General features: G+C 38.2%; 4 protein-coding genes. All 4 read left to right on the top strand.

Annotation, left to right across the window (positions count from 1 at the left end; genetic code table 11):
• The first annotated feature begins 151 nt into the window (after positions 1 to 151).
• The 4 genes from gcvT to GXX20_07225 are packed head-to-tail and all read left to right on the top strand — an operon-like array spanning position 152 to position 4,479.
• Positions 152 to 1,246 (top strand): glycine cleavage system aminomethyltransferase GcvT, encoded by a 1,095-nt coding sequence (gcvT, locus tag GXX20_07240; protein HHW31450.1) that lies wholly within the window; start codon positions 152 to 154, stop codon positions 1,244 to 1,246.
• Between the two features lie 21 nt (positions 1,247 to 1,267).
• Positions 1,268 to 1,651, top strand: a complete 384-nt coding sequence (gene gcvH, locus GXX20_07235) for a glycine cleavage system protein GcvH (protein HHW31449.1) — start codon at positions 1,268 to 1,270, stop codon at positions 1,649 to 1,651.
• 2 nt (positions 1,652 to 1,653) lie between these two features.
• Positions 1,654 to 3,006 (top strand): aminomethyl-transferring glycine dehydrogenase subunit GcvPA, encoded by a 1,353-nt coding sequence (locus GXX20_07230; protein ID HHW31448.1) that lies wholly within the window; start codon positions 1,654 to 1,656, stop codon positions 3,004 to 3,006.
• Positions 3,007 to 3,021: 15 nt separating this feature from the next.
• Positions 3,022 to 4,479 (top strand): aminomethyl-transferring glycine dehydrogenase subunit GcvPB, encoded by a 1,458-nt coding sequence (locus GXX20_07225; GenBank protein HHW31447.1) that lies wholly within the window; start codon positions 3,022 to 3,024, stop codon positions 4,477 to 4,479.
• Positions 4,480 to 4,866 lie beyond the last annotated feature (387 nt).

Raw genomic sequence — 4,866 nt, 5'->3', positions numbered from 1 at the left:
TAATAAATTTATATGATCTGAAACCCTGGATTTTTTCCAGTTTTCAGGGGGGATACGAAAGTAACTGGCGCAAGCCAGTGAAATAAAGGTTTTAGGTCAAAATTCAAATAGAATTTTTGACACTACGAATAAATAAGCAGGAGGTAGTAATATGAAAAGAACGCCGTTATATCAGGAACATTTGAAGCTTGGAGCAAACATAGTGGACTTTGGAGGATGGGAAATGCCTGTACAGTACACCAGCATAATAGAAGAGCATGAAAAAGCAAGGACAGCAGCAGCTCTTTTCGATGTTTCACATATGGGGGAAATAAGTATAAAAGGAGAAGGAGCGCAAGACTTTCTCCAGAGAATGCTGACTAATAATATAGAGTTTTCCTCTGACAACCAGGTTATATATTCACCTATGTGCTATCCCGACGGAGGAGTAGTTGATGATTTACTGGTTTATAAGTTAGACAGTGAAGAATTTTTACTCATTGTAAACGCCTCAAATACTGATAAGGATTATGAGTGGCTGGTTGATCATAATGACAGCAATCTGGAAATTATAAATGTTTCCGGAGAATATGCCCAGTTAGCTCTGCAAGGACCTAAAGCAGAGTCAATTCTCCAAAGACTTACTGACACTCCTTTACAAGAAATAAAATTTTTTCATCATTTACCGGATGTAAATATTAAAGGAATAAAAGCCTTAGTATCCCGCACCGGTTACACAGGAGAAGATGGGTTTGAAATATACCTGGAGCCCTCTAAAGCAGTAGAGATGTGGAATATATTGCTCGATGAAGGGAAAGATGAAGGTTTGGTTCCGGCCGGATTAGGTGCCAGGGATACCTTGCGTTTTGAAGCCGCCTTATCTCTCTATGGACATGAAATATCAGCAGAAATATCACCTTTGGAAGCTGGACTGAAAAGATTTGTTAAAACAGAAAAGGCAGATTTCATAGGAAAAGCTGCATTAAAACAGCAAATTGAAGATGGATTGAAAAGAAAATTAGTTGGTTTTGAAATGATTGGGCGGGGGATACCAAGAAACGGTTATGAAGTTCAGGTAAATGGTGTAAGAGTTGGCCATGTAACAAGCGGAAGTTATTCTCCTTCCTTAAAGAAAAACCTTGGATTGGCACTTATTAGCAGTGAATATGCTGAAATAGGGAATACTATTGACGTTGTAATCAGAAATAAACCAATACAGGCTTGTATTATAAAAATTCCTTTTTATTCAAAAAAATACAAGAAATAAGAGTTCATAGGAGGTAAAATTATGAAAACATTTAAAGGGTTAAGGTACTCAAAAGAGCATGAATGGGTAAGAGTTGAAGGTAATAAGGCATATATCGGTATAAGCAATTATGCTCAGCTTTCACTGGGAGATATTGTTTATGTCGAGTTGCCGGAGGTTGGAGCTAAGTTTAATGCCATGGATATTATAGGAGTTGTTGAGTCAGTAAAGACAGCATCAGACATTTATTCTCCCGTTTCCGGAACTGTTATAGAAGTAAATCAAGAACTTGTTGACAATCCTGAGAAAATAAATGAAGAACCTTATGAAAGCTGGATTGCCCTTTTGGAATTAGATAATCCTGCAGAAATAGATGAACTCATGGATGAAGATGAATATGCCAAGTTCTGCATGGCGGAGGGATAAAAATGTCGAGATATATTCCTATTACAGAATTCCAGCAAAAGGAAATGTTGCAGGATCTTGGACTGGAATCGGTTGACCAGCTTTTCAGTGATGTTCCGGAGAATGTAAAATTAAATAGAAAACTGGATATTCCGGCCCCTTTAGACGAACATGAGTTACTGAAACATATGCGCAACCTGTCCAAAAAAAACGGTAATCTTAATGATTACATTTGTTTCCTTGGAGCCGGATGTTATGACCACTATATACCCAGTATAGTGTGGAATTTGCTGAGCAGGCAGGAATTCTACACTTCATATACTCCCTATCAACCTGAAATAAGTCAGGGTACCCTGCAGGGAATATTTGAGTATCAAACAATGATATGTGAATTAACCGGGATGGATGTATCAAATGCTTCAGTATATGACGGGGCTACAGCGGTTGCGGAAGCTGCTATGATGGCTTGCAGTACGACAGGAAGAAGCGAACTCCTTATTGCCAGGTCACTACACCCGGAAAGCAAAGAAGTATTAAATACTTATGGTAGATTCAGGGGATACAGGATCACAGAAGTAGGATATAAAGAAGGCCAGATTGATGTTGAAGATCTTGAAAGCAAGCTGAGTACAGAAGTGGCTGCAGTTATAGTTCAAACGCCCAATTTCTTTGGCGTGATAGAAAAACTTGATGAAGTAAGCAATTTAATTCATAAGAACAAGTCTCTTTTAATAGTTAGCGTTGATCCTATATCCCTGGGACTGCTCAAACCTCCTGGAGAATATGGTGCAGATATTGTTGTTGGAGAAGGCCAGTCAATGGGTAATTTCCCCAGCTTTGGCGGACCGTATCTTGGTTTCTTGTCTGCCACAAAAGCATTAATGAGAAAAATGCCCGGCAGAATCGTTGGAGAAACTACCGATAATGAAGGTAAAAGAGGATTTGTACTTACCTTGCAGGCAAGGGAACAACATATAAGAAGAGAAAAAGCCACATCAAATATTTGTTCCAATCAATCCCTGAATGCTATGGCAGCAGCTATTTACCTGACCACTTTAGGTAAGAAAGGTATTAAAGAAGTAGCAATGTTATGCCTTCAAAAATCCCACTATGCAATGAACCAACTTATTGCTACAGGGAAATTTGTTCCTGTATTTAAAGCACCTTTTTTTAAGGAATTTACGGTTAAAAGTACACTGCCAGTTAAAGACATAAATAAAGAGCTTCTTAATAAAAAGATTATCGGGGGATTTGAAATAGAGAAGGATTATCCGGAATTTTCAGATTGTATGTTGCTGGCTGTTACCGAAAAACGGACTAAAGAGGAAATTGACCTTATGGTTGAAACCATAAAAGGAATAGAGCAGCGGAGGTGAGATAAGATGAATGTAATGGATAGGTCAGAAATGAAATTAATATTCGAAAAAAGCACCCATGGAAGAAAAGCTTATTCACTACCTGAGTGTGATGTGCCCAAGTTGGAGTTGGAATCACTTATACCTGGTGATATGCTCAGACTAAATGATCCCAATTTACCTGAGGTAAGCGAAGTGGATGTTGTCAGGCACTACACTCACCTGTCCTTAAGAAATTATGGTGTTGATACAGGATTTTACCCACTTGGATCCTGTACTATGAAATACAATCCTAAAGTTAATGAAGAAGTTGCACGACTAGAGGGCTTTTCCATGATACATCCTTATCAGCCCGGAGAAACAGTTCAGGGTTGCCTGGAAGTAATGTATAATACAGACAAAATGCTATCTGAAATAACCGGAATGGATAAAACTACACTTCAACCGGCTGCCGGAGCTCATGGCGAAATGACCGGTCTGATGATAATAAAGGCTTATTTTGAACACAAAGGAGAATCAGGCAGAAATAAGATAATTGTACCTGATTCCGCTCATGGTACAAACCCTGCTTCTGCAGCGATAGTTGGTTTTAATGTTATAGAAGTAAAATCTAACGAAAAAGGCGGAGTAGATATTGAAGCGTTAAAAGCTCTAATGGGGCCTGATGTAGCAGGACTTATGCTCACAAATCCAAATACTCTAGGATTGTTTGATGAAAATATTCAAGAGATAGCTGAAATTGTTCATGATGCAGGCGGATTGCTGTATTATGACGGAGCTAACGCCAATGCAATTTTAGGAATATCCAGACCTGGTGATATGGGATTTGATGTTGTTCACCTTAATTTACACAAGACTTTCAGCACTCCTCATGGAGGTGGAGGTCCTGGCGCAGGACCTGTAGGGGTTAAAAAAGATCTTGTACCATTCCTGCCACGTCCCACAGTGGAGTTTAAAGACGGTAAATATTATTTAGACTATAACAGGCCTTTATCTATCGGCAAGATAAAATCCTTTTACGGGAATTTTTCCGTAATTCTGAAGGCTTATTCCTATATAAGATCCATGGGACCTGAAGGGCTGAAAAAAGTATCTGAGGTGGCAGTACTTAATGCAAATTATGCTATGAATAAGCTGAAGGATTACTATAAATTGCCTTATGATTCCGTATGCAAGCATGAATTTGTACTTTCAGGGCAGAAGCAAAAAGAGGCGGGAGTATCAACACTTGATATTGCCAAGAGGCTGCTGGACTACGGGTATCATCCTCCAACAGTATACTTCCCGCTAATTGTCAAGGAAGCAATCATGATAGAACCTGTAGAGACTGAGAGCAAAGAAATCCTAGATGATTTTATCCAGGTTATGATTAAGATAGCCCAGGAAGCTGAGAACAATCCTGAACTTCTTAAAGAGGCTCCGCATAATACAGTAGTAGGAAGGCTTGATGAAACAAAAGCTGCCCGCAACCTTGTGCTAAAATGGAATCCATAAACTGATACCGGTCTGAAACAATCAAATATAACACATATGCAAATAGTATATGGCTAATTCAGTATAATAAGGGATAATAAGGGACGGCAATTTTTTAATCGTCCCTTATTTTATTATAATATATTAACGGTTTACACTTTATAACAGTAGTTTTATTAGTATATTCAATGGTTGAAAAATGATAATCAATGATATACTATATACTTTACGGTCTTAATTTATTATTACCTGGAAACTATTATGTTATTAACCTGTAATTAGTATTTATTGCAAAATAGAAACGGACAAAGTTGCAAAAAAAATTCCCCAGTTTTGCAACTATGAATTCCCCACTATTGCAAAAGGCCATTGAAGGCACCACACCAAAATAATATCCTTGTGATTGAT

The sequence above is a fragment of the Clostridiaceae bacterium genome (assembly GCA_012840395.1).
In the GTDB taxonomy this organism is placed as follows: Bacteria; Bacillota; Clostridia; order Acetivibrionales; family DULL01; genus DULL01.
This window is presented reverse-complemented; position numbering and strand designations above follow the sequence as displayed.

Coding starts and splice junctions, on each gene's coding strand:
- GXX20_07230 (HHW31448.1), top strand. CDS start 1,654: ATGTCGAGATATATTCCTATTACAGAATTCCAGCAAAAGGAAATGTTG.
- gcvT (HHW31450.1), top strand. CDS start 152: ATGAAAAGAACGCCGTTATATCAGGAACATTTGAAGCTTGGAGCAAAC.
- gcvH (HHW31449.1), top strand. CDS start 1,268: ATGAAAACATTTAAAGGGTTAAGGTACTCAAAAGAGCATGAATGGGTA.
- GXX20_07225 (HHW31447.1), top strand. CDS start 3,022: ATGGATAGGTCAGAAATGAAATTAATATTCGAAAAAAGCACCCATGGA.